This window comes from Streptomyces sp. NPDC048419 (assembly GCF_043200415.1).
GTDB lineage: Bacteria > Actinomycetota > Actinomycetes > Streptomycetales > Streptomycetaceae > Streptomyces.
This window is the reverse complement of the sequence record NZ_JBICXT010000007.1, coordinates 199,074-218,030: the sequence shown is the minus strand read 5'-3', so window position 1 is coordinate 218,030 and position 18,957 is coordinate 199,074. Positions and strand designations below refer to the sequence as shown.

Sequence of the window (18,957 nt, the reverse complement as noted above, 5' to 3'; positions counted from 1 at the left end):
GCGCAGATACGTTCCTCAGTGCGCACCACCGAGTCACAGCGATTGCTCTGCGTGAGCACCGTGGAACGCCAACTGCGGGCATTTACACAGGTCTCGGGCTTCCCCCGGACGGCCGAACACCCTCGGTCAACACCGGCTCCGGCCTCCGCGGACGGAGATCATCGCCTGGCGTGTCAACTTCCAGCCGTCGCCGTGTCGTTCGACGTAACCAAGTGATCGGAGTTCGTACAGTCTCGCGATCGCGTCGTCCTGCGTGGTCTGCGCACCCCGCGCGATCGCCCCGGGCGGTGCCGCGCCGCGGCCCGGCAGCGCGGCCAGCACGCGCCGGGCGCCCGGCTCCAGGAGATCGCGCGGCAGCACGGGCCCCCGCCGGTCAGGGGCCAGCTCCCCCATGTCGCCGACCAGCTCGACGACGTCCGCGGCGTCGGTGACGAGCACGGCGTCGTCCCGCAGGAGTTCGTGCACCCCCGCGGAGAGACCGCTGGTGGCCGGCCCGGGCACGCCCATGGTGTGGCGCCCCAGCCGCTGCGCGGCCCGCGCCGTGACCAGCGAGCCGCTGCGGTGGGCGGCCTCGACGACCACGGTCCCCCTGGTCAGAGCGGCGATCACGCGGTTGCGGACGATGAATCTGCTCGGCGTCGGGTGGTCACCGGGCGGCAACTCCCCGACGACGAGCCCCTGTTCCGCGATCCTGGTGATCAACTCGGTGTGTCCGCGCGGGTAGGGCCGGTCGACCCCGCAGGCGAGGACCGCCACGGTGGCCCCGCCGGCCCCCAGCGCGCCCCGGTGCGCGGCGCCGTCGACCCCGTAGGCGCCGCCGGAGACGACCACCCAGCCGTGCTCGGCGAGCCCCGCGCCGAGCGTGGCCGCCATGTGGGCGCCGTACTCGGTGCAGGCGCGGGCACCCACGACGGCGACCGAGCGCAGCGCCCACATCCGCAGACTGGGCTTACCGCGCACCCACAGTCCGCAGGGCCGGGCGTCCCCCAGATCGTCGAGCTGCCCCGGCCACTCGCCGTCCCCCGGTGCCACGAACCGCACCCCGGCGTCCCGCGCCGCAGCGAGGTCTTGCTCCGGCTCGGCCTGCAGCGCGCGGGCCAGGAGCCCGGCCCAGCGCTTGTCGGTCACCCCGGCGAGCTGCGGCCCGCCCTCGCGCAGCCGCCGGACCACCTCCGTCGCCCCGAGCTCCCGCACCCATCGCCCGCCGACCTCGTCCCCCGGCTCGAGCACCCGGGCCAGGAAGACCCGGGCGTGCCGCTCGGCGACAGGGTCGTCGCCGGCCCTCATGCGGGCGCCCCGATGGCCATCGGAACTCCCCGCGGGACGCCCGTGCGCAGTTGCAGGGCCAGGGCCACGTCGGTCGCGTCGGGACGGCCCCGGCCGACGAGATCCGCCACGGTCCAGGCGACCCGCAGCACGCGGTCGAGGCCGCGCGCGGTGAGCACTCCGCGCTCCAGATTGCGCTCGGCGTCGTCCATGGCTCCTGGCTCCGCGTGCCAGCGGCTGCGCAGTTCCCGCCCGGGGACCTCGCTGTTGGACCGCCAGGGGGTGTCCGCAAGGCGCGCCGCCGTGCGCTCGTGCGCCGCCCTGACCCGGTCGGCGACCGTGGCGGTGGACTCACCCCGGGCGCCGGGCGCGGTCAGCTGCGCACGGGTGACCGGGTCGACCTCGACGCGCAAGTCCACCCGGTCGAGCAGCGGCCCGGACAACCGGGCCTGATACCGGCGGATCGCGGACGGCGGGCAGTCGCACAGCGAGTCCCGCTGCGAGAAGCGTCCGCACGGGCACGGGTTGGCGGCGAGCACCATCAGGAATCTGGCGGGGAACCGCACCACCCCGGCGCTGCGCGCGATCACCACATGCCCGGCTTCCAGGGGCTGCCGCAGGGCATCGAGGGTCTGGCTGTGGAACTCCGGTGCCTCGTCCAGGAAGAGCACGCCCCGGTGGGCCAGCGACACCGCGCCAGGGCGGGCGACGCCCTGGCCGCCGCCGACGAGGGACTGCATCGTCGCCGAGTGGTGCGGGGCGCAGTAGGGCGCGATATCGATGAGCGGCTTGCCGGGCGGCAGCAGCCCGGCGACCGAGTGCACCGCGGTGACCTCGAGCGAGTCCTCGCGGGTGAGCCGGGGCAGTACGGCCGGCAGCCGCTCCGCGAGCATGGTCTTGCCGGCGCCTGGCGGCCCTTCCAGGAACAGATGGTGGCCGCCCGCGGCGGACACCTCCACCGCCGTGCGGGCCGAGGTCTGGCCCACGACGTCCGCCAGGTCGTGGTCGTGATCGTGCTGTGCGGCGCCCAGGCTGTGCTTACCGGTGGCCGCGCCGGTGCCCGGCACGCGCAGCCCGGCCAGCAGCGGGTCCGGGCGGCCAAGGTCGTCCGGTTCCTCGTCGGGCACCGGCTCGTCGGTCAGCACGGCGATCAGCTGCCGCAGGCTGCGGACACCCAGCACCGAGACACCGGGCACCAGCGAGGCCTCGGCGGCCGCGCACTCCGGCACCACCACCTGCTCGTAGCCCGCGTCCGCCGCGGCCAGCACCGCGGGCAGGATGCCCCGCACAGGACGCACCCGGCCGTCCAGGCCGAGCTCCCCGATCATCACGATGTCGGCGAGCACCCGTGGGTCGATCCGCTCGGCGGCGCCGAGCACCGCGCAGGCGACGGCCAGGTCGAAGCCCGAGCCCGCCTTGGGGACCGACGCCGGGCTGAGGCCGACCGTGAGCTTCTTCTGCGGCCACTCGCCACCCGAATTGACGACCGCCGCCCGCACCCGGTCCCGGCTCTCGGTCAGGCTCTTGTCCGGCAGCCCCACCAGCGTGAAGGCCGCAACCCCCGGCTCCAGGTCCGCCTGGACCTCGACGACCACTCCTTCGACGCCCACCAGCGCCACCGAGCACGTACGCGCGAATCCCATGTCAGGCCACCCCTCGCGCGTGCTCGACCACGGGGGCGCCCTTGTCGGGCAGGATCACGCCGACCAGGTCGACACGGACACCTCCCGGCGGCGCTCCCCCATGGGTCTGGATCCAGCGCTCGGCCAGGTCCCGCAGCCGCCTCGCCTTGTCCGGCGTGACCGCGGCCATCGGGTGCTCGAAGCGGCCGTCCCGGCGGGTCTTCACCTCACAGACGACCAGCACCTCGCCGTCCAGGGCGACGATGTCGATCTCACCGGTCCTGCCACCACGCCAATTGCGTTCCAGGACCGTCATCCCGGCTTCTGCCAGCCGCCGTGCGGCCAGATCCTCGCCGTACCTGCCGAGTGCACTGCGTGCGTTCATGTCGGCACCACCTCCGGCGCCAACCGTCACGCATCCGGCCCGACCGAGTGGATCTTGGTGGGCTACTCACCGGTTGTGGACAAACCCGTCACTCACACGAGTGAGGATCAGCCGCCCGGCAGCTCCAGGTCGCTCTTGTTGAGCTCCTCGATGTTCACATCCTTGAACGTGAGCACGCGCACCTGCTTCACGAACCGGGCCGGCCGGTACATGTCCCACACCCAGGCGTCCGCCATGGACACCTCGAAGAACACCTCGCCCTGGACCGAGTGCACCTGCATCTCGTAGTCGTTGGTGAGGTAGAAGCGCCGCTCGGTTTCGATCACGTATTTGAACAGACCGACGACATCGCGGTACTCCCGGTAGAGCTTCAGCTCCATCTCGGTCTCGTACTTCTCGAGGTCCTCGGCGCTCATGGCAGCTTCCCCTTCAGCCGTGCGATCCCACCATTGTGCGCCAGTCCCGTGAGCCCCTAGACGATTTCCGCGTCTAGGGTCACGGGCCCGGCAGGGGGACCTTCGTCGAGCAGCAGGCGCAGCAGCTCGGCGAGTCTGGTCGGATACACCGTCTCATGGGCCAGAGCAAGTTCCTCACAGGTCCACCAGCGTGCTCCGGCGACGCTGCGCCGCTCCAGCTCCGTGAGGCGTGTGGCCTCGGTCGTCGTCTGGGTCGTACGGGCCAGGAAGTACCACTCGTCCTGGTCCCAGCGGCGGCCCGCGAACGGGAAGGAGCACATCCGCCGCCACAGCACCGGTCCGAGCTCCACGTCGGTGATGCCGGTCTCCTCCATGAGTTCCCTCAGTGCGGCCTGTTCACGACTCTCGTCGCCCTCCAGCCCGCCGCCCGGCGTGAACCACCACTCGTCGGAGGGGTCGTCCGGCTCGTGGCCGTTGAGCAGGAGGATGCGGTCGTCGGGGTCGAGCAGGACCACCCGGGCCACCTTGCGCAGGCCACCCGTGTACGAGTCCCCGTACGCGCCCGTGGTGTCAGCGGGCACCCACGGGCTCCGTCCGCGTACGGGACCGCCGGGCGGCCGTCCGCTTGGCGATCGGGCCGTAGGCGCCGCCGGCGAAGACGAGGACGGCACCCGCGACGATCATGGTGACGATGATGGTCAGCGGTCCCGGCTGGGACAGCGCGCCGAGGGTCTCGAAGCCCGTGGGGCGCTCCAGCATGCCCTTCATGGGCCAGGCGACGGCGTCGACGCGGGCCGTCACGGCGGACTCGGGGACCGTGCCCTGCGCCGCGTCGCTGAGGTGGGCGGAGGAGTCCAGGGAGCCCTCACGCTCGTCACCGAGCAGGAACAGGCGGCCCTTGGGGACCTTCACGGTCGGGATCTTCTTGTCCTCGACGACGTTGCCCTTGAGGTACGACTCGTCGATCTGCTTGCCGTTGACGGTCAGCTTGCCGTTCGTGCAGCAGGAGACCGTGTCACCGCCGACCGCCACCACGCGCTTGACCACGGCCGAGCCGGTCACCCAGCTCGTGTCGTTGAAGACGACGACGTCGCCCCTGCGTATCTCACTGCCGTCCACACGCTGTGCCAGCACCCGGTCGCCGACGCCGATCGTCGGCGACATCGAGCTGGTCGGCACGGTGTACGGCCGGTACATCACCGCTCCCCAGGCGAATCCTCCCAGGAACAGCACGACGCCCAGTGCGACGGCCAGTCCGGACAGTCGCTGTCCGGCCTTGCTGCCCACCGGGCCTGTGCTGGTGCCACCGCTGCGCGGGGCCGTACGCGTAGTGCTCTCGCCACCCATGGGTCCGCACCCTACCCGGCGGTACCTGACCCGGTCAGCCCTTCACCGGCCGCCTTGGGCACAGCTACACCAGGGCTTCACCAAGCCGGGGTCAGACGTGCTCCACGGAGCCGCCTCGGCGGGTGTCCACGGGCGCGGTCCGCCTGCGCCGCCACAGCACCACCGGCACGGTGCCCGCGATGGCGAGCGCGTTCGGCGCGGCCGTCAGGGCGGCGGACGCCGAGGACTGCTTGTCCAGACCGGGCTGGTCGAAGGTGTCCGGGATGGGCAGGGTGTCCCAGCGGGTGATCGGCCAGGCGATGACGATGGCGCGGCCGACGACCTTGTTCACCGGGACCATGCCGTTGTGCTTGTCGCTCTGGTTGTAGCGCGAGTCGCGGGAGTTCTGGCGGTGGTCGCCCATGACCCAGATGTATCCCTTGGGGACCTTCACCGAGAACTGGCCGCCCTGGTCGTCGACGCTGCACGGGGTGTTGCCGGCGTAGACGAACGACGTGTCGTTCAGCGCCTTGCCGTTGACCATCAGCGGGCCGGAGCCCTTGCAGGAGACGGTGTCGCCGCCCACGCCGATGACCCGCTTGATCAGGTCCTTCTCCTCCGCGGACGGCATCAGGCCGATCCAGCTGAGCACCTTCTGCAGCGCGTTCGGGGTCGCCGTGGGCTCGCCCGCCAGCCAGTTGTCCGGGTCGTGGAAGACGACGACCTCGCCGCGCTCCGGCTTGGAGCCGAACCAGGGGGTGAGCTTGTCGACGAGGACGCGGTCGCCCTGCTGGAGGGTGTTCTGCATCGAGTCCGACGGAATCGAGAACGCCTGCACCAGGAAGGTCTTGATCAGCAGCGCCAGTACGAGCGCGATACCGATCAGGATGGGCAGCTCCTTCCAGAAGGAGCGCTGTTTCCCGGCCCTGGGGGGCGTGCCGCCCGAGCCCTCCTCGTCGGTCCGGTCCCGGCTGTCCGGCCTCCTGCCGTCCTCGGTCGCCCCGGAGTCATTCCCGGAGGTCACGGCGCTGTCCGCGGCCGGGACGGCAGCGTCCACGGAATTGCCGCGGTGCTCCTCGCCGTCGTGTCCGGACCGTGCGCCAACCGCCACATCCCCCACGCCAACTCCTTACTCTGTGCCGCCGCCTGCCCCAGACACGGTGCAGGCCCACCACTCCCATAACGAGCGGGAGTTCCGCAGGGCTCGGGAGCTGGATCGTTCCGTTGAAATCGTCGGAAGCAACCCTATGCGACAGCTGCGGGGCCGCGGTCGTCCCCGACACGGAGTTGGAAACGGAAGCGAAAGTTTTAGGTTCTTTCAAGGCGTTCCAGTGGCCGAACGGCCAGGCGATCACCATTGCCCGTCCCACCACCGAGTCCTCGGAGACCGTCCCGCCGTAGTCGGTGTTCTGATGGGCCCGGGAGTCCGCGGAGTTGGCGCGGTGGTCACCCATCACCCACAGCCGTCCCTTGGGGACGGTGATGTCGAACTCCTGTGTGGAGGGGACGTTTCCGGGATACAGATAGTCGGCCTCGGTCAGGGGCACGCCGTTGACGGTCATCCGCCCTTGCGCGTCACAGCACTTGACGTGGTCGCCGCCGACGCCGATGACCCGCTTGATGAGGTCCTTCTCGTTGTCGGACGGCAGCAGGCCGATGAAGGTCAGCCCTTCCTTGACCTGCTTGACGACGATGGGGTCGTTCTTCTTGGTCGTGGTCTGCTCGTCCGCGAGCCAGCCGCCGGGATCCCTGAAGACGACGACGTCCCCGCGCTTGGGCTTGGAGCCGAACCAGGGGGTGAACTTGTCGACCAGGACGCGGTCGCCGATCCGGATCGTCTGCTCCATCGAGCCGGACGGGATCACGAACGCCTGGACGAGGAACGTCTTCAGGACCAGGGCTATGAGGACGGCGACGCCGACGAGGAGGGGTATCTCCTTGACCGCGCTGCGCCTGCGCTTTCGTTTGACCTTGCGCTGAAGCTTGCGCCGCTCGGCACGGGTACGGCCGTTCGCCACCGAACCGCCGGTGCGCCGGGAGCCGGTGGGCAGCAGGTTGTCCGTACCGAAGGGGTCACCGGGCCCCGAGCCGCGCGGCCTGCCGCGATTACCCATGGGCACCGCCGGCGGCCGGCACGCGCGCGTAGGCGCCGGGACGGTGCAGACGGGTCCAGTGGGGGGCGGGCCAGACGATCCAGTCGGCGCGTCCGACGACGACGGAGACCGGGATCATGCCGCCGCCGGGTGAGCCCAGGTGGTCGCGGGAGTCGCTGGAGTCGCCGCGGTGGTCGCCGAGGACGAAGAGGGTGCCGTCGGGCACGACGACCTTGAAGGGCACCGAGGACGGGGTGTCACCGGGGTACAGGAACGTCGACTCGTCGACCGACCGGCCGTTCACCTCGATCCTCCCCTCCCTGTCGCAGCAGACCACATGGTCTCCCCCCACACCAACGACGCGCTTGATGTAGTCCCCGCTACCGAAGTACCCGGCTCCGTCGAACACGACGACATCGCCGCGCCGCGGTTCGGCACCGAAACGGTACGCCAACTTATTTACGAGAACGCGGTCCCCGATCCTCAATCCGTTTTCCATGGATCCGCTGGGAATCTGGAACGGTTGCACCACGAAAGCGTTGAGAAGCAGCAAAAACACCAGGCAGACGAGCAGGGTCAGGGAGATCCGCCCGCCCGGCAGCCAGTCGGTGATCCGCGACACCAACGCGAAACGCGACCGTCCCTCTCGTCCTCCTGTGTCCGAGGTCTCCTCGGACTTGGAAGGGCGGGAGGAGCGGTCGCGCTCCGTCTGCTGTGGTTCGGTGTCCATCGGGGCGGAATGTTATCCGGCCGTCCTATGGACCCCGGCGCGAGCTCAGCTCTCGCGCTTCTCCTTGATCTTCGCCGCCTTGCCGCGCAGCTCGCGCAGGTAGTACAGCTTGGCGCGACGCACGTCACCACGGGTGACGAGCTCGATCTTCTCCACGATCGGGGTGTGCACCGGGAAGGTGCGCTCGACGCCGACGGAGAAGGAGACCTTGCGGACCGTGAAGGTCTCGCGCACGCCGGCACCCTGGCGGCGGATCACAACGCCCTTGAACTGCTGCACACGGGAGCGGTTGCCCTCGATGACGCGGACGTGGACGTTGACCGTGTCGCCCGGGCGGAAGGCCGGGAGGTCGCTGCGCAGCGACGCGGAGTCGACGGTGTCGAGCAGGTGAGACATTTCGTCTGCTTTCTTCGCTGATGCCACAGGTCATCAACGGGAACTAGGTTTTCCTGAAGGATGCTGCCGTCGTCGGGGCGGGCGTCGTGTCCCCCTGCGGCAGGGGCGCACGCCGGACGGCGCACAGCAGCGGCCTATTCTTCCACGCCCTCTGTCCTGCGCCAAAATCGGCCGTACGGCTCCCCCTCCGGATCCGGGGCCCAGCCCAGGATGGAGAGCATCTCGCGGTCCTTCTTGTCGAAGGCCTTGGGATCGCAGCGCTCGATGAGGTCGGGCCGGTTGGCCGTCGTACGTCTCAGGGCCTCGTCGCGGCGCCAGCGCGCGATCTTGCCGTGATGCCCGCTGAGCAGCACGTCGGGGATGCCGCGGCCGCGCCACTCGGGCGGCTTGGTGTAGACGGGGCCTTCCAGGAGGTTGGCCATGGCGCCGGGCGCGAAGGAGTCGTCGCGGTGGGACTCGGCGTTGCCGAGGACGCCGGGCAGGAGGCGCGCCACGGCCTCCGTGACGACCAGGACGGCCGCCTCGCCGCCCGCGAGGACGTAGTCGCCGATGGACACCTCGTGGACGGGCATACGGCGGGCGTACTCGTCGATCACGCGGCGGTCGATGCCCTCGTAGCGCGCGGGCGTGAAGATCAGCCACGGGCGCTCGGCGAGCTCCACGGCGAGTTCCTGGGTGAAGGGGCGGCCGCTGGGCGTGGGGACGATCAGGGCGGGCGCGTGGGAGCCGTTCTCGTAGCCGTCGGCGAGGACGGAGTCGAGCGCGTCGCCCCAGGGGTCGGTCTTCATGACCATGCCGGGGCCGCCGCCGTACGGGGTGTCGTCGACCGTGTTGTGGCGGTCGTACGTCCACGCGCGCAGGTCGTGCACATGGACGTTCAGCTGCCCACGCGCGCGTGCCTTGCCGACGAGGGAGACGTTCAGCGGTTCCAGGTACTCGGGGAAGATCGTGACGACGTCGAGGCGCATCAGGACTCGTCCCGTGAGGACGCGACCTCTGCCTTGTCGTCGATCAGGCCCGGCGGCGGGGTGATGACCGCCCGCTGCTCCTGAAGGTCGATCTCGGTGACGATCTCCTCGACGAAGGGGATCATCACCTCGCTCCCGTCGGGCCGCTCGACGATGAAGAGGTCCTGGGACGGCAGGTGCGAGATCTCGGTGATCCGGCCGACCTCGACGCCGTCCGCGGTGACCACGTCCAGGTCCATCAGCTGGTGGTCGTAGTACTCGTCCTCCTCCTCGGGCAGCTCCTCCGGGTCGACCTCGGCGATCAGGAGGATGTTGCGGAGGGCTTCGGCGGCGGTGCGGTCCTTGACGCCCGCGAAGCGCAGGAGGAGGCGACCGCTGTGGACGCGGCCGGTCTCGATGGTGAGGGGTCCCGCGACGGCGGGATCGGTGGTGAGCACGGCTCCGGGCGCGAGCCTGAGTTCCGGCTCGTCGGTGCGTACCTCGACGGTGACGTCGCCCTTGATGCCATGGGCACGGCCGATCCGCGCGACTACCAGCTGCACGTGTCCAAATCTCCTGTCATACGACTGCGGGCCGGGGACGGCCCAGTGGCCCTCCCCGGCCCGAGCCGGTGTTGCGTTTGGCGTCAGCGGACGTGGTCCACGTCGACGAGGTCGACGCGGACACCGCGGCCGCCGATGGCGCCCACGACGGTGCGCAGAGCGCGTGCGGTGCGGCCGTTGCGGCCGATCACCTTGCCGAGGTCGTCGGGGTGTACCCGGACCTCGAGCACGCGTCCGCGGCGCAGGTTGCGCGAGGCGACCTGCACATCGTCAGGGTTGTCGACGATGCCCTTCACGAGGTGCTCGAGAGCCTCCTCGAGCATGCTCAGGCCTCGGTCGACGCGGACTCGGCGGCAGCCTCGTCCTTCTTCTCAGCCTTCTTCTTCTGGGTGATGGCCTCACCCTTGCCCTCGTCGTCGCCACCAAGGGCCTCGAACGAGGGGCGCGCGGCCTTCTCGGCCGGCTGCAGCAGCGGCGCCGGGGCGGGCTCGCCCTTGAACTTCTGCCAGTCGCCGGTCTTCTTCAGGATGGCGAGCACGGGCTCGGTCGGCTGGGCGCCGACGGAGAGCCAGTACGCCACGCGGTCCTCGTCGACCTCGATGCGCGAGGGGTTCTGCACCGGGTGGTACAGACCGATCTCCTCGATCGCACGGCCGTCACGGCGGGTGCGGGAGTCGGCGACGACGATGCGGTAGTGAGGCGAACGGATCTTGCCCAGACGCTTCAGCTTGATCTTGACTGCCACGGGAGTGGGTTCTCCTGGTTTTGACGTGGTTGGGCACGGCGAGATGGCCGCGTGGGGTTGCGGTACCCGAGTGCCCGATGGACGCGTCAGCCGGAGGAGAGAGGGGTCCTGTGCGGCTGTCGAGTACAGCTAGCCATTGTGCCATACGCCGAGGGTCGCTTCCGGCCGAGGGGGTGGCCCGGGCCTTCGGGCATGACTGAGCGGCGCCCGGCGCTCCGAGGTGCCGCTGCCACGCGGACGGCAGCGGCACCCGGGAATCCGTCGACCGCACCGGCAGCCACGAGATGCCGGTACCGACGGTCGCCGTCAGGCCGCCCCCACCACCTCCGGGATGCGGAACGGCTTCCCGCAGCCGCCGCACACGATCGGAGCCTGGGCCAGGACGGACGGGACCACGCGGACGTTACGGCCGCAGTCGCAGACCGCCTTCACCCGGACACCGCCACCGGAGGAGCCGTGCCGGGCGGCCGGGCCCCGGAAGCTCTTCGGGGTGTCGGCGGAGGTGGCCGCCGTGTGGGCCTTCAGGGCCCGCTGGAGCCGCTCGATCGTCGGGCGGTAGCGGCGCTTGGCCTCGGGGTTGAGCGTGACCAGCGAGAAACCGCTGCTGGGGTGCGGTTCGTCGGGGTGGTCCAGGCCCAGCTCCTCGGCGATGGCGAGGAATCTGCGGTTGTGGTATCGGCCGGCACGGGACGTGTCGCGCACGCCGCGCGCGGCGGCGATGCCATGGACTGCCTCATGGAGCAGTCGCTCGAAGGAGAGCTCGTGACCGCAGGCGGACGAGGACTCTCCGATCAGGGACTCGGGCGCGGCCAGATCGGGCAGCTCGGGGTGGTACCGCTGAATATCGGCCCACGCCTGTGCCAGCTCTGCGGCCAGAACAGGTGGTGTCTGTGTCGTGCTCACGTAATGACAACGAGCGGGGGTGCCGCTGTGTTCCGATTCCGGGGCATCCCAAATAATTTGCACGTACCCGTCAGTTGCCGCTGATGCGTCGCGACGAGGGCGGGTGCGCTGATCTGCGGAGAAACCTCACAGCTCATACCAAGCCGGTACGTAGTCGAAGCTACGACCCGGCGCGTAGATGATGTCCACGCGCCGGTACGGCGGTGATCCGGAGATGCGCAAGAGGCGTTTCGGTCGCTCTCGCGGCGGAGGGCGTCATCTCACTGAGCGCCGCCGGCGCCCGCGACGTTACCGGGCGCCTCCCCGCTCCCCGGCACCGGCCCTTCCTCCGCGGGACGACGCCGTACGGCCAGGCCGCGCGCCCCCCGGTGCGGACCCGGCGATCGTAGTGGCCCAGGTTGCCGGGATGTGAAATCTCGCCACTCCCGCAGCGAACCCTCAAGCTGGGCCCGGATAGCACTGGACGCGCGGTCGAGTGCGGAGTTACCTGGCATACGGGGGGAGTGCGAGCGCACGTCACGGGGGCTATGGAAAAGGGCACAGCGGCAACTCTCGTCGGATTGGGGCGCTTTACATGACACCTACGCTCGTGCGGCGGCACTTCTCCCACGCGGGTGAGACACCCCGGGTGGACCGGTGTGCACGCGCGCGTGACTGGTCCGAAATACAGGAGCGGATGCTGGTCCCGCTCTACGAGGCCGTCTACGAGCGACTGGAAGTGGGCGCCGGCACGCGGGTGCTGGGGCTCGGCTGCGGCAGCGGACTCGCCCTGCTCATGGCGGCGTCAAGAGGGGCCGCGGTCACCGGCATCGACCACTCCTCCCCCGAACGGCTCGCCCTCGCGCGGGAGCGGCTGCTCCCGGACGCGTGGCGCCCACGCGCGCGTGCGGGCGCCCGGCTCGTCGACGGTTCACCCGAGGACATAGGGGCCGCGAGCGGCGCGGAGACGCCCGCGTACACCCTGGTGACCGCTTTCGAGCCCATCGGGTGTCTGGCGGGCGACTCGGAGGGGCTCGGCGGGCTGTTGCAGGCAGCGACGCCGCTCGCCGAGCGCGGGGCGCCCGTGGTGCTCGCCGGCTGGGGTCCGCCGGAACGCTGCACCACGTCGTCCGTGCTGCGGGTGGCCGCCAAGCTGGCGGATCCGCTGCGCAGCGCGGGCAGTTGGCGCCCCGCCCTTCGCGACGACCTGGAGGAGGTGGCCCAGCGGGCGGGGCTGAAGCCCGACGGCTCGGGACGGGTCGCGTGCCCCTTCGGGTACGCGGACATGGAGAGCGCGGTACGGGGGCTGCTGTCGACGGGCCTGTTCGACGCGGCGGTCTGCGCGACGGACCACTCGCAGGTGGACAAGGAGCTGACGGAGGCGCTGCATCCGTATCTGCGGACGGACGGGACCGTGTGGATGCCGAACGTCTTCCGGTACCTGATCGCGCGGGTCCCCTAGAGCCCGGCCGTCAGGGCCCGTCGCTCAGGATTTCTCCTTCGTCAGGCGCGTGACGCCCGCGATGCGGTAGGCGTCCGCCTCCTCCAGGGTCTCGTTCTCCAGCAACGCGTGGGCGAGGGCGTCGAGTTGTGAGCGGTGCTCGCTCAGCTTGCGGCGCGCCTCGTCGTAGCACTCGTCGACGATCCGGCGCATCTCGCCCTCGATGACGTCGAGGGTCTGCGGGGCGGCCGCCAGGCCGTACGCCTGCTGGGCGTCGCCGGGCAGGGCGGACAGCCGGCCGACGCGCTCGCTCATCCCCCATCGGGCGACCATCCCGCGCGCGATGCTGGTGACCTGCTCCAGGTCGTTCTCGGCGCCGGTCGTGACGACGCCGTAGACGACCTGCTCCGCGGCCATGCCGCCGAGGGCGCCGATGATGCGGCCGCGCAGGTACTCCTCGGTGTACGCGTACTTGTCGGACTCCGGTGTCGAGAGCGTGACGCCGAGGGCCCGGCCGCGCGGGACGATGGTGATCTTGCGGACGGGGTCGGCGCCGGGCTGGAGCATGCCGAGCAGGGCGTGGCCGCTCTCGTGGTACGCGGTGCGCCGGCGCTCCTCCTCCGGCATCACCAGGGGCCGTTCGGCGCCCAGTTGGACCTTTTCCAGGGCCTCAGAGAGGTCGCCCTGCGTCACCCGCTCCTGTTTGCGCTTGACGGCGAGCAGGGCCGCCTCGTTGGCGAGGTTGGCGAGTTCCGCGCCGGTCATGCCCGGGGTCGTACGGGCGATCTGGGCGAGGTCGACGCCCTGGGCGAGCGGGATCTCGCGGGTGTGGATCTCCAGGATCGCCTCACGGCCGCCGCGGTCCGGGGGCGAGACCTGGACGACGCGGTCGAAGCGGCCGGGGCGGGTCAGGGCCGGGTCCAGGACGTCCGCGCGGTTGGTGGCGGCGATGACGATGACGCCCTCGGAGCCCGAGAAGCCGTCCATTTCGGTCAGGATCTGATTCAGCGTCTGCTCGCGCTCGTCGTGGCCGCCCACGCCCGAACCGCCGCCGCGGGCACGGCCGATGGTGTCGATCTCGTCGATGAAGATGATCGACGGGGCCACCTTGCGGGCCTCCGCGAACAGCTCGCGCACGCGTGAGGCGCCGACGCCGACGATCATCTCGATGAACTCGGAGGCAGAGGCGGAGAAGAAGGGCACGCCCGCCTCGCCGGCGACGGCGCGGGCGAGGAGGGTCTTGCCGGTACCGGGCGGGCCGGTGAGCAGCACGCCGCGCGGCATCTTGGCGCCCATCCTGCGGTAGGCGTCCGGGTTCTTGAGGAAGTCGACGACGTCGTTGAGCTCACCCTCCACCTCGTCGATGCCGGCCACGTCCTCGAAGGTCGTGCGCTGCTGCCCCGGTTCCAGCTCGATCGGCTTGGGCGGCGCCTTGCGGCCGAGCATCCCGCCCGCGCCGCCGAGCCCCGCGCTCATCCGCCGCGCGATGAAGACCCACACCGCGATCAGGAGCAGCATCGGCGCCAGCGAGATCAGCAGATTGGCCAGAAAACTACGGTGCTGGACGACCGGTTCGGCCGTGACCGTGACGTCGTGCTTGGTCAGGTCCTCCCAGAGCTTGTCGTCCGCGAAGGACGGGCGCTGGGTGTTGAACTTGGTGTACTTGCCCTCGCCCTCGGGATTGTCCCGGCCCTTCTTGAGCTGGCCCTGGATCGCGTCGCCCTTGGCGTAGATCTTCTTGACGTTGCCCGCGTCCACCTGCTTGCTGAACTCGGTGTACGAGATCGTCGGCTCGTCGCCCTCGTTGAAGAACGACAGGACCAGGTTCGCGATCAGGTAGACGACCAGCGCGGTGAGGATCAGGCTCCACCAGCCGCCGCGCATCCTGCGCCCGCCCGGAGACGGCTTCGGCGTCTCGTCGGGCGTGCCCTCGGTGCGCCAGGGCTGGTCCGGCGACTTGCGCGGCGGCGCGGGGTTGGTCATATCCGGACGTTACGACAACGACCAACCCCTGGCACGCGCAGCGGGCGAACCCGGCCCCCGGCCTTCTCCAGGCCTCAGCCCATGAACTTCTTGAACTCGTCCGGGAGCTCAAAGTCCTGCGGGGGCTGCTGGCCCGGCACGCCGAAGGCACCGCCCTCGGCGGCGGCGGCCCGGCGTGCGGCCTCCTCCAGCTCCTGCTGCTTGCGCTTCATCGGGTTGCCGGAGCGCTGCTTGCCCTTGGCCTTCTTCGGCTGCTTCTTGCTGCGGCCGGGACCGCCGCCCATGCCCGGCACCCCGGGCATCCCCGGCATGCCGCCGCCCTGGGCCATGCGGGACATCATCTTGCGGGCCTCGAAGAACCGCTCGACCAGGTTCTTCACGGCGCTGACCTCGACGCCGGAGCCCTTGGCGATACGGGCGCGGCGCGAGCCGTTGATGATCGTCGGCTCCTGGCGCTCGGTCGGCGTCATCGACTTGATGATCGCGGCCGTGCGGTCGACGTCGCGCTCGTCGAGGTTGTTGATCTGGTCCTTGATCTGGCCCATGCCGGGGAGCATGCCGAGCAGCTTGCTGATGCTGCCCATCTTCCTGACCTGCTCCATCTGGGCCAGGAAGTCGTCCAGGGTGAAGTCCTGGCCCTTCTTCGACGCCAGCTTGGAGGCCATCTTCTGGGCCTCTTCCTGGCTGAACGTCTTCTCCGCCTGCTCGATCAGGGTGAGCAGGTCACCCATGTCGAGGATGCGGGAGGCCATCCGGTCAGGGTGGAAGGCGTCGAAGTCGTCGAGCTTCTCGCCGTTCGACGCGAACATGATGGGCATGCCGGTGACCTGGCGGATCGACAGGGCCGCACCACCGCGCGCGTCGCCGTCGAGCTTGGAGAGCACCACACCGTCGAAGCCGACGCCGTCGCGGAAGGCCTCCGCGGTGGTGACGGCGTCCTGGCCGATCATCGCGTCGACGACGAACAGGATCTCGTCCGGGGAGACGGCGTCGCGGATGTCCGCGGCCTGCTGCATCATCTCCTGGTCGATGCCGAGGCGGCCGGCGGTGTCCACCACCACGATGTCGTGGACCTTGGACTTCGCGAAGTCGATGGAGTCCTTGGCGACCTTGACCGGGTCGCCCACGCCGTTGCCCGGCTCGGGCGCGTAGACCGCGACGCCGGCGCGCTCGGCGACGACGCTCAGCTGGTTCACGGCGTTCGGACGCTGGAGGTCGGCGGCGACCAGCAGCGGCGAGTGGCCCTGCTCCTTCAGCCAGTGGCCGAGCTTGCCCGCGAGAGTGGTCTTACCGGCGCCCTGCAGACCCGCCAGCATGATCACGGTCGGCGGCTGCTTGGCGAAGCGCAGGCGCCGGGTCTCGCCGCCGAGGATCGTGACGAGCTCGTCGTTGACGATCTTCAGGACCTGCTGCGCCGGGTTCAGCGCCCGGGAGACCTCGGCGCCGAGGGCACGCTCCTTGACGTTCTTGATGAACGACCGGACGACGGGCAGCGCCACGTCGGCCTCGAGCAGCGCGATTCGGATCTCGCGCGCGGTGGCGTCGATGTCCGCCTCGGAGAGCCGTCCCTTGCCGCGCAGGTTCTTGAAAGTCGCTGAGAGGCGATCGGAAAGAGTATCGAACACGGCGCTCGCGGTCCTCGGGGTCGGTGGCAGCTGACGAATCGCCCTCCAGGGTATCCCGGGTCGGTACGACGCCGGGATCCCGTCTTCAGCCCCGCAACATCTCCTCCAGTTTCCGGGCCACCGACGCCGCCTCCTCGCCCGGCAGGGGCGCGCCCTCCGGGCCGGTCACGTAGAAGGCGTCCACCGCGTTCGCGCCCAGGGTGGAGACGTGGGCGCTGCGGACCTGGACGTTGGCGTCCTCCAGGGCGCGGCCGATGCGGAACAGCAGGCCAGGGGCGTCCTGGGCGCGTACCTCTATCACCGTGGCCAGGTGGGAGGCGGCCGGGGCGACGGTCACCCGGGGCGGCGGGGCCACGACGCCCCGGCGGCGCGGGTACGCGGCGTCGCGTTCGGCGAGGCGGCCCGCGATGTCCAGGGAGCCGTCGAGGGCGCGGACCAGATCGGCACGCAGCCGGGCGGCCTGCGGCAGGGACCCGTACTCCGCGGCCACCCGCCAGTTCAGCAGCAGGACCGAACCCTCGACGCCGTCCGGCAGTTCCAGGGCGCGCAGCTCAGCGGTGCGCACGGTCAGCCGGTGCACGGCGAGCACGCCGGACACGGCGGGCAGCACGCCCGGCTGGTCCGGTACGGCGATGAGGAGTTCGACGCCGAGCGGCTCCGGGTCGCCGGACGGCTGGTCCTCCGCCGGCGGCTCGGTCTGCGCGCGCAGGGACAGCACCGGGCTGCCCGTCGCGACCGCCTCGATGGCCAGGCGTTCCTGTTCGGCGGTGGGCGCGGCCGCCTCGGGCTCGTCCAGCGGGTCGCCGGCGAGCACCCCGGACACCCGCTTGACCAGGTCCGCCACGAGCGAACCGCGCCAGGACGACCAGGCGGCCGGGCCGGTGGCCAGCGCGTCCGCCTCGGTCAGCGCGTGCAGCAGCTCCAGCGTGGACTGCGTGCCGACGGCCTCGGCGACCGAGCGAAGCGTGGCCGGGTCCTCCAGGTCACGGCGGGTGGCCGTGTCGATCAGCAGCAGGTGGTGCCGTACGAGGGCGGCGATCACGGCCACGTCCTCGCGGTCGAAGCCGATGCGCGCGGCCACGTCCTTGGCGATGATCTCGCCGGCCACCGAGTGGTCGCCCGGCCAGCCCTTGCCGATGTCGTGCAGCAGGGCGGCGACCAGGAGCAGGTCCGGGCGGTGGACGCGGCGGGTGAACTCGGAGGCGCGGACGGCCGTCTCGATCAGGTGCCGGTCGACGGTCCACAGGTGAACGGCGTTGCGCTGCGGACGGCAGCGCACCCGCTCCCAGTCCGGAAGGAGCCGGGTGATCAGGCCCTCCGCCTCCAGCGCCTCCCATACGTCGACGGTCGGGCGGCCCGAGCCGAGCAGGGTCACGAGTTGTTCGCGGGCCTCGGCGGGCCAGGGCGTGGGCAGCGGGCGCACGGTCGCCGCCAGGCGCCGCACGGCGTGCAGGGAGAGCGGCAGGCCGGACTGCGCGGCGGCGGCCGCGGCACGCAGCGGCAGCACGGGGTCGCGCTCGGGGCGGGCGGCACGGGCGAGCACCGCCTCGCCCTCCTGCTCGACGACGCCCTCGGCGAGCGGTGAGCGCTCGGCGACCGGCTTCCCGCCGCCGAGCATGGCGCGCAGCCGCGGCCGCACGGCCCGCGATCTGAGCACCCGGCCGACTTCGCGCCAGGTGACGTCACTGGCGTACGAGATGACGCGCGCCGCCTCGTACACCTCCCGCAGCAGCGTGTCGGCGTCGAGCAGGCCGAGCTCGGCGGCGACCTGGTCCTGTTCCTGGAGCGCGAGCCGGTCGGTCGCACGCCCCGTCGCCAGGTGCAGCGCGTCGCGTACGTCGAGCAGCCTGCGCCGGGCCTCGGCCAGGCCCTCGCGCGGGGCGTCCGCCACCCAGGAAGCGGCAACGGCACGCAGCGTGGTGGCGTCCCGCAGGCCGCCGCGGGCCTCCTTCAGATCCGGCTCCAGCAGGTACTGCAGCTCGCCCTGCCGCTCGGCGCGCTCGGCGCCCAGCTCCTGGAGTTCGGGCAGGCGCTTGGGCGCCTGGTTGCGCCAGTCGGCGAGGACGGCCGTGCGCAGACCGGCCGTCAGACCCATGTCCCCGGCGATGTGACGGGCGTCCAGCAGACCGAGCTGGACCTTCAGATCCTCCCCTGCCGTCTTGCGGGCCTCCCCCGGGGTGCGCACCGAGTGGTCCAGGGCGAGACCGAGGTCCCACACGGGGTACCAGAGGCGGTCGGCGAGGGCGGCGACCGCCTCGGTGTCACCGCCGTCGTGCAGGAGCAGCAGGTCCAGGTCGCTGCGTGGGGAGAGCTCACCGCGGCCGTAGCCGCCGACGGCGACCAGGGAGATCCCGCGCAGCCCCTCGGCGCCCGCGCCGAAGAGTCCCGCCAGCCACTTGTCCGTCAGCGCGGACAGGGCCGTACGGCGCGGCGGCCCGGACTGCCCCTCCTCGGTGAGGAGGCGCAGCCGGGCCGCCGCGTAGCCGCTGGGTCCCGAGTCCTCTGCTTCCTTGCGCACGTCCGTACTCGACACCCGG

General features: G+C 71.1%; 19 protein-coding genes. 1 reads left to right on the top strand and 18 read right to left on the bottom strand.

Annotated elements, in window-relative coordinates; all coding sequences use genetic code 11:
- Nucleotides 1-126: 126 nt before the first annotated feature.
- The 15 genes from dprA to ACGFYN_RS17825 all read right to left on the bottom strand — a co-directional run bounded on the left by dprA (nucleotide 127) and on the right by ACGFYN_RS17825 (nucleotide 11,392).
- Nucleotides 127-1,287 (bottom strand): DNA-processing protein DprA, encoded by a 1,161-nt coding sequence (gene dprA / locus ACGFYN_RS17895; protein ID WP_393866754.1) that lies wholly within the window; start codon nucleotides 1,285-1,287, stop codon nucleotides 127-129.
- Nucleotides 1,284-2,909, bottom strand: a complete 1,626-nt coding sequence (locus tag ACGFYN_RS17890; RefSeq protein ID WP_393866753.1) for a YifB family Mg chelatase-like AAA ATPase — start codon at nucleotides 2,907-2,909, stop codon at nucleotides 1,284-1,286. Before ACGFYN_RS17890 ends, dprA begins: the two co-directional genes overlap by 4 nt.
- Nucleotide 2,910: 1 nt before the next feature.
- Nucleotides 2,911-3,273 (bottom strand): YraN family protein, encoded by a 363-nt coding sequence (locus ACGFYN_RS17885; RefSeq protein ID WP_393866752.1) that lies wholly within the window; start codon nucleotides 3,271-3,273, stop codon nucleotides 2,911-2,913.
- A gap of 107 nt (nucleotides 3,274-3,380) precedes the next feature.
- Nucleotides 3,381-3,689 carry a DUF2469 domain-containing protein gene (locus tag ACGFYN_RS17880; RefSeq protein WP_003965949.1) on the bottom strand — a complete coding sequence of 103 codons (309 nt, stop codon included), beginning with the start codon at nucleotides 3,687-3,689 and terminating at the stop codon, nucleotides 3,381-3,383.
- 56 nt (nucleotides 3,690-3,745) lie between these two features.
- Nucleotides 3,746-4,270 (bottom strand): NUDIX hydrolase, encoded by a 525-nt coding sequence (locus ACGFYN_RS17875; protein WP_393866751.1) that lies wholly within the window; start codon nucleotides 4,268-4,270, stop codon nucleotides 3,746-3,748.
- Nucleotides 4,260-5,036, bottom strand: coding sequence for a signal peptidase I (lepB, locus tag ACGFYN_RS17870; RefSeq protein WP_393866750.1), 777 nt, complete (start codon nucleotides 5,034-5,036; stop codon nucleotides 4,260-4,262). The genes ACGFYN_RS17875 and lepB (ACGFYN_RS17870) overlap by 11 nt, the downstream gene beginning before the upstream one ends.
- Before the next feature lie 91 nt (nucleotides 5,037-5,127).
- Nucleotides 5,128-6,135, bottom strand: a complete 1,008-nt coding sequence (gene lepB, locus ACGFYN_RS17865; protein ID WP_393866749.1) for a signal peptidase I — start codon at nucleotides 6,133-6,135, stop codon at nucleotides 5,128-5,130.
- A complete protein-coding gene (gene lepB, locus ACGFYN_RS17860; RefSeq protein WP_393866748.1) occupies nucleotides 6,023-7,129 on the bottom strand; it encodes a signal peptidase I in 1,107 nt (368 codons plus the stop codon). Before lepB (ACGFYN_RS17860) ends, lepB (ACGFYN_RS17865) begins: the two co-directional genes overlap by 113 nt.
- Nucleotides 7,122-7,838, bottom strand: a complete 717-nt coding sequence (lepB, locus tag ACGFYN_RS17855) for a signal peptidase I (protein WP_393866747.1) — start codon at nucleotides 7,836-7,838, stop codon at nucleotides 7,122-7,124. Before lepB (ACGFYN_RS17855) ends, lepB (ACGFYN_RS17860) begins: the two co-directional genes overlap by 8 nt.
- Before the next feature lie 45 nt (nucleotides 7,839-7,883).
- Nucleotides 7,884-8,234 carry a 50S ribosomal protein L19 gene (gene rplS, locus ACGFYN_RS17850; protein WP_393866746.1) on the bottom strand — a complete coding sequence of 117 codons (351 nt, stop codon included), beginning with the start codon at nucleotides 8,232-8,234 and terminating at the stop codon, nucleotides 7,884-7,886.
- A gap of 134 nt (nucleotides 8,235-8,368) precedes the next feature.
- A complete protein-coding gene (gene trmD / locus ACGFYN_RS17845; RefSeq protein WP_393866745.1) occupies nucleotides 8,369-9,202 on the bottom strand; it encodes a tRNA (guanosine(37)-N1)-methyltransferase TrmD in 834 nt (277 codons plus the stop codon).
- Nucleotides 9,202-9,744 (bottom strand): ribosome maturation factor RimM, encoded by a 543-nt coding sequence (rimM, locus tag ACGFYN_RS17840; protein WP_393866744.1) that lies wholly within the window; start codon nucleotides 9,742-9,744, stop codon nucleotides 9,202-9,204. Before rimM ends, trmD begins: the two co-directional genes overlap by 1 nt.
- Nucleotides 9,745-9,827: 83 nt before the next feature.
- A complete protein-coding gene (locus tag ACGFYN_RS17835) occupies nucleotides 9,828-10,067 on the bottom strand; it encodes an RNA-binding protein (protein WP_003973401.1) in 240 nt (79 codons plus the stop codon).
- A 2-nt stretch (nucleotides 10,068-10,069) separates the two neighbouring features.
- On the bottom strand, nucleotides 10,070-10,489 hold the full coding sequence (rpsP, locus tag ACGFYN_RS17830; protein ID WP_393866743.1) for a 30S ribosomal protein S16: 420 nt from the start codon (nucleotides 10,487-10,489) through the stop codon (nucleotides 10,070-10,072).
- Between the two features lie 306 nt (nucleotides 10,490-10,795).
- Nucleotides 10,796-11,392 carry a hypothetical protein gene (locus tag ACGFYN_RS17825; protein ID WP_393866742.1) on the bottom strand — a complete coding sequence of 199 codons (597 nt, stop codon included), beginning with the start codon at nucleotides 11,390-11,392 and terminating at the stop codon, nucleotides 10,796-10,798.
- Nucleotides 11,393-11,966: 574 nt separating this feature from the next.
- Between ACGFYN_RS17825 and ACGFYN_RS17820 the strand changes: the two genes are divergently transcribed.
- Entirely contained in the window at nucleotides 11,967-12,833 is an 867-nt protein-coding gene (locus ACGFYN_RS17820) for an SAM-dependent methyltransferase (protein WP_393866741.1), read from the top strand.
- A gap of 24 nt (nucleotides 12,834-12,857) precedes the next feature.
- Here ACGFYN_RS17820 and ftsH read toward each other — a convergent pair whose 3' ends face one another.
- The 3 genes from ftsH to ACGFYN_RS17805 form a co-directional block, all read right to left on the bottom strand.
- Nucleotides 12,858-14,795, bottom strand: a complete 1,938-nt coding sequence (ftsH, locus tag ACGFYN_RS17815; RefSeq protein WP_393866740.1) for an ATP-dependent zinc metalloprotease FtsH — start codon at nucleotides 14,793-14,795, stop codon at nucleotides 12,858-12,860.
- Between the two features lie 74 nt (nucleotides 14,796-14,869).
- Nucleotides 14,870-16,420: a signal recognition particle protein gene (gene ffh, locus ACGFYN_RS17810; RefSeq protein WP_393866739.1), complete on the bottom strand. Its 1,551-nt coding sequence runs from the start codon at nucleotides 16,418-16,420 to the stop codon at nucleotides 14,870-14,872.
- A gap of 85 nt (nucleotides 16,421-16,505) precedes the next feature.
- Nucleotides 16,506-18,953 (bottom strand): [protein-PII] uridylyltransferase, encoded by a 2,448-nt coding sequence (locus tag ACGFYN_RS17805; protein ID WP_393866738.1) that lies wholly within the window; start codon nucleotides 18,951-18,953, stop codon nucleotides 16,506-16,508.
- Between the last annotated feature and the right edge of the window lie 4 nt (nucleotides 18,954-18,957).